The 5,193-nt window shown below is 62.3% G+C and carries 5 protein-coding genes; 3 read left to right on the top strand and 2 right to left on the bottom strand.

The window, feature by feature from the left end:
• Positions 1-691, bottom strand: a 691-nt coding sequence (locus VIE67_RS12095; RefSeq protein ID WP_332026551.1) for a hypothetical protein, incomplete at its 3' end; no start/stop codon positions are given.
• 369 nt (positions 692-1,060) lie between these two features.
• Here VIE67_RS12095 and mtgA point away from each other — a divergent pair.
• The 3 genes from mtgA to VIE67_RS12080 are packed head-to-tail and all read left to right on the top strand — an operon-like array spanning position 1,061 to position 3,274.
• Positions 1,061-1,774 carry a monofunctional biosynthetic peptidoglycan transglycosylase gene (gene mtgA / locus VIE67_RS12090; protein ID WP_332026549.1) on the top strand — a complete coding sequence of 238 codons (714 nt, stop codon included), beginning with the start codon at positions 1,061-1,063 and terminating at the stop codon, positions 1,772-1,774.
• A 48-nt stretch (positions 1,775-1,822) separates the two neighbouring features.
• Entirely contained in the window at positions 1,823-2,806 is a 984-nt protein-coding gene (locus VIE67_RS12085; RefSeq protein ID WP_332026547.1) for a glycosyltransferase family 2 protein, read from the top strand.
• Between the two features lie 42 nt (positions 2,807-2,848).
• Complete coding sequence (locus VIE67_RS12080) at positions 2,849-3,274, top strand: CBS domain-containing protein (RefSeq protein ID WP_332026545.1); 426 nt, start codon at positions 2,849-2,851, stop codon at positions 3,272-3,274.
• A 254-nt stretch (positions 3,275-3,528) separates the two neighbouring features.
• Here the strand turns inward: VIE67_RS12080 and VIE67_RS12075 are convergent, their stop codons facing one another.
• On the bottom strand, positions 3,529-5,127 hold the full coding sequence (locus tag VIE67_RS12075; protein ID WP_332026552.1) for a peptide chain release factor 3: 1,599 nt from the start codon (positions 5,125-5,127) through the stop codon (positions 3,529-3,531).
• Positions 5,128-5,193 lie beyond the last annotated feature (66 nt).

The raw sequence follows: 5,193 nt of genomic DNA, 5'->3' as shown, positions 1-5,193 counted from the left end.
GGCTCGCCCCCAGGTCGAACGCCTGGGCGTCGCTCAAGTGCAACCTGCCAAGTGCGCTGATGGAAGAATTCTGCACATTGGCCAGTTCGGCACCCGGGATGATCAGCGTCGGCAGGGCAGAGTCGCCCAAGCCCGGCAAGGCCTCGTAGGTGCTCCATTGGCGCGCCAGGGGCAGGCTGTTGTCGTGACGCATCCAGGACAGGCCGTAGTTCAGGGCCAAATCGAGGTTGTCGCCAGCGAACCAGCTGGCGCCGATACGCAACGTGCCGCCGTGCGCAAGCGTTTCGGACGTGCCGCACGATGCGCTCGCATCCAGGCCGCTGCAGAGCAGGGTTGGCGGCGAGATCGGCGCGAGAATGCGGGATTTGGCGAGATCGACGTGCGCCGCCGCGTTATCGCTCAGGCGCAGCAGCAGGCTGCCGGAAACGAGGTTGGTTACGTCGACCAGGCGCCACTCATTTTTCGCGGCGCCGATACGCGGGGATTGCGGCAGGGTGGGATATGAACCTCCACTCAGTGCAAGCGCGGCGAGTATGCGGCCGTCGGACGTGCTCCACAGCGGAACTTCGTGCGGGCTCAGTGCGGCGAGCGGATCCGGGCCGGCGGGCGGCGAAATCACGGGCGCAAGCGACTGTGCGAAGCCGGCTACCGGCATCGACGCAATCAGCAAGAGGGCGAAAAGCTTGCGCATATGAAAAATCGGTTCAATCCGGTGAAATAACAGAGTGTTCAGGGCGACGCAAGTTCACTGTACGAACAGCCCAAGCCACAGGCAGGACTGGACAGCGAGAATAGCATGATTTATGGAAAACTAACAATTATTTTGGTGTCATTGCGCACAAAACGAGCACCTGTTCCGACGTTTTTTTGAACAGGCTTCCGGCCCGATTGCATTAGCCACGGTCGGCGAGGAATCGGACGCAGGTCGCCGCTCGTTTGCCCGGCCGCGCAAGCGATAATGAAAGTCATACAGGCGGTGGAGCGGAGCGATGAGCGCTTGCGGTGAACCTCTGACCGGCGTTGGCGGCTGCGGCCGCGACGTCGTGATCCGGGCGTTGGCGTGTTGACGTCCAAACAACCGCGCCGGCGGCCGTTCTGGCAGCGGCTGCTGCGACTGGTTTTGGAGTTGGTCGCGATCAGTTGGCTGTGCGTGCTGATCCTGCGATTTGTGCCGCCGCCGACCTCGGCGTTCATGCTCGAACGCCGCATCGAGGCGTGGCGCGGCGGTGAACGCAATTTTACGCTGAAGTATCAATTTATACCTTTGCCAAAAATATCCGCGGAATTGCCGATCGCGCTCGTCGCCGGCGAGGATCAGAAATTCCCCGTACATCACGGCTTCGACGTGCAGGCGATTGAGGACGCGATGGACGACGCCGACGAGGGCGCACGCCTGCGCGGCGCGAGCACGATCTCGCAGCAGGTGGCGAAGAATCTGTTTTTGTGGAACGGGCACAGCTTCGTGCGCAAGGGCCTGGAAGCGTATTTCACCGTCTTGCTCGAACTGACCTGGCCCAAATCGCGCATTCTCGAGGTGTACGCGAACATCGCCGAGTTCGGCGACGGCATTTACGGCGCGGACGCGGCGGCGCGCGAATTCTTCGGCAAGCCCGCGCAACAGTTGAGTGCGCACGAAGCGGCGTTGCTCGCCGCGACCCTGCCGAATCCGAAGAAGCTGCGTGCCGATCGCCCATCCGCCTATGTGCTGAAGCGCGCCGACTGGATCGAACGCCAGGTACGGCAACTCGGTGGGCCGGCGTATCTCGCGCATTGACACGGGCTTGGGCTAGGATGCGGGCTGTCGAATTCCCGTGGCCGTTTCATGTCCAGACTAAGCGTCGTCGTCCCCGCCTACAACGAAGGCGAAAGCCTGCGCGAATTCCACGCGCGGCTCGCCGCCGTATTCGACAAGCTCGATCTGGCGGGCGATGTGCTCTACGTGGACGACGGCAGCCGTGACGACACCTATGCCGTGATGTGCTCGCTGCGCGAAACCGACGCGCGCGTGGCGACATTGAAACTGAGCCGCAACTTCGGCAAGGAGCTGGCACTGACCGCGGGCCTGGATCAGGTCGATGCCGACGCGGTCGTCGTGATCGACGCCGACCTGCAGGACCCACCCGAACTGATTCCGGCGTTCGTGCAGCATTGGCGCGAGGGCTACGACGTGGTTTATGGCACGCGCTCCGCACGCGCCGGCGAGTCGGGCCTGAAGAAATTTACCGCGCGGGCCTTCTATCGTGTGATGGAGCGCCTGAGCGCCACGCCCGTACCGCGCGATACCGGCGACTTCCGCCTCATGAGCCGGCGTGCGCTGGATGCGCTCAAACGCCTGCGCGAGCGCCAGCGTTTCATGAAGGGTCTGTTCGCCTGGGTCGGCTTCAAGCAGATCGCCGTGGTCTACGATCGCGATCCGCGTTTCGCCGGGGTGAGCAAGTTCAACTTCTGGCGCTTGTGGAATTTCGCACTGGAGGGCATCACCTCTTTTTCCGGTGCGCCGCTCAAATTGGCGACCTATGTCGGTCTGTCGACCGCGCTGCTGGCCTTCCTCTCCGCCGCCTGGGTTTTCGGCAAGGCGCTGTTTTTCGGCGATTCTGTACGCGGCTATCCGACCCTGATGGTGGTGATTCTGGCACTCGGCGGGGTGCAGCTCATGGCGCTGGGCATGATCGGCGAATACCTCGGACGTTTGTACATGGAAGTCAAGCAACGGCCACTGTATCTGATCGATGAATTGCACCCTGCGCGCGCGCAGGAAAAACTTGAAAACAGCGCGCGCCCCGCGCAATCATCCGCAGTAGACTAGTGCGCAACGGTCCAGCCGCCGCAGCGAATGAAGGAGGGCGCCATGCAGATCGTCAGAAACCTCGTCGAGGGCAAGACGGAGATATTCTCCATCCGCCCGGAGCAACCGGTGCTCGCCGCAATCCAGATGATGGCCGACAAGTTCGTCGGTGCCTTGCTGGTGATGAAGGACGGCGAACTGCTCGGCATCGTTTCCGAGCGCGACTATGCGCGCAAGGTCATTCTCAAGGGACGTTCGTCCGCGGAAACGCCGGTGCGCGAAATCATGACCTCGCAGGTGTTGAGCGTGGGTCCGGGCGATACCGTGCATCGCTGCATGCGCCTGATGACCGACAAGCACATCCGCCATCTGCCGGTGGTCGACGGCGGCAAGGTCGTGGGCATGCTTTCGATCGGCGACCTGGTCAAGGCCGTGATCGACGATCAGGCCGAACAGCTCGAGCAGTTGCAAAGATATATAGCGGGGTGACGCTGTTGTGCGGTCATTCCCGCGAAAGCGGGATGATTAGAGCGGAAAAGCTTACAACTGCGACGTTGCCTTGGAGCCCCTCTCCCCTTGTGGGAGAGGGGCTGGGGAGAGGGGTAGCGCGCGCGATAGCGGGCGCCTTCGGCACCATCCCCTCTCCCGGCACGCTGCGCGTGCCGACCTCCCCGCAAGGGGGGAGGAGAAGCAGATCGCGCCATAGGTAAGCACTTGAGTAAAAAATGCTCTAGCGAAGTGGATCAAACGTCGACGGCGGCGGCGTGTTCGCGCGTGGCGGCGAAGGTGATGCCCGGCCAGCGCTCTTGGGTAAGTTGCAGATTCACGCGTGACGGGGCGATGTAGACGAGCTCGCCGGCCGCGTCGATGGCCAGATGCAATGCGGCTTTCTCGCGAAATTCCTCGAGCTTCTTCGCATCGTTGCATCTGATCCAGCGCGCGGTGACGACGGCGACGTTCTCGAACGCGCAATCGACGCTGTATTCGTCCTTGAGGCGATAGGCGACCACGTCGAACTGCAACACGCCGACGGCACCGAGGATCAGGTCGTTCGACATCAGCGGGCGGAAAAACTGGGTGGCGCCTTCCTCGGACAATTGCGCGAGGCCTTTCTGCAACGCCTTCATCTTCAGCGGATCGCGCAGGCGCGCGCGGCGGAATAATTCCGGCGCGAAATTCGGGATGCCGGTAAAGCTCAGGGCCTCGCCTTCGCTGAACGCGTCGCCGATCGAGATCGTGCCGTGGTTGTGAATGCCGATCACGTCGCCCGGATACGCCCTCTCGACGATGTCGCGCTCGCTGGCCATGAAGGTGAGCGCGTTGGCAAGTTTCATTTCCTTGGCGCTGCGCACGTGGAACGCCTTCATGCCGGCGTCGAACGTACCCGAGCAGATGCGCATGAACGCGACGCGGTCGCGGTGCTGCGGATCCATGTTCGCCTGGATCTTGAACACGAAACCGGTGAGCTTGTCCTCGACGGCGCTGATCGTGCGCGTCGTCGTCGCATGCGACTTCGGTGCAGGCGCATGTTCGACGAAGAAATCCAGCAGCAGCTGCACACCGAAATTGTTGACCGCCGAGCCGAAGAACACCGGCGTTTGTCTGCCGGCCAGATAGGCGTCGAGATCGAACGGATGCGAGGCGCCTTCGACGAGTTCGAGTTCGTCGCGCAATTCGCGCAACATGTCCGCACCGATCCTCGCTTGCAGCGCGGGATCGTCAAGCGAGCCGTAGATGGTCGAATCCTGGCGCGTGAAATTGCGCCCTTGCTCAAAAATGTGCACTTCGCCGCTCAGCAGGTGATACACGCCCTTGAGACGCGAGCCCATGCCGATCGGCCAGGTGATCGGCGCGCACTGAATTTTCAGCACCGATTCCACTTCGTCGAGCAACTCGATCGGCGCGCGGCCTTCGCGGTCGAGCTTGTTGATGAAGGTCATGATCGGCGTATCGCGCAAGCGGCACACGTCCATCAGCTTGATCGTGCGTTCTTCGACGCCTTTCGCGCAGTCGATAACCATCAGCGCCGAATCGACCGCCGTCAACACGCGATAGGTGTCTTCGGAAAAATCCGCGTGGCCCGGCGTGTCGAGCAGATTCACGATGTGCTCGGCATAGGGAAACTGCATCACCGAGCTCGTCACCGAGATGCCGCGCTCTTTTTCGAGCGCCATCCAGTCCGACGTCGCATGGCGAGCCGCCTTGCGCGACTTCACCGAGCCCGCCATCTGGATCGCACCGCCGAACAGCAGCAGTTTCTCGGTCAGCGTGGTCTTGCCCGCGTCGGGGTGCGAGATGATGGCGAACGTGCGCCGACGACGGGTTTCGGTGATGTGATCCATATCGATTCTGGCGGCGCAGGTGCGCGCAAAACGCTCATTATAGCCTGCGCTGCGAGTGCGTCCGCA

This window comes from Rudaea sp. (genome assembly GCF_036560865.1).
In the GTDB taxonomy this organism is placed as follows: Bacteria; Pseudomonadota; Gammaproteobacteria; order Xanthomonadales; family Rhodanobacteraceae; genus Rudaea.
Note: the sequence above shows the minus strand (reverse complement) of the source record. Positions and strands in the feature narration are given on the sequence as shown.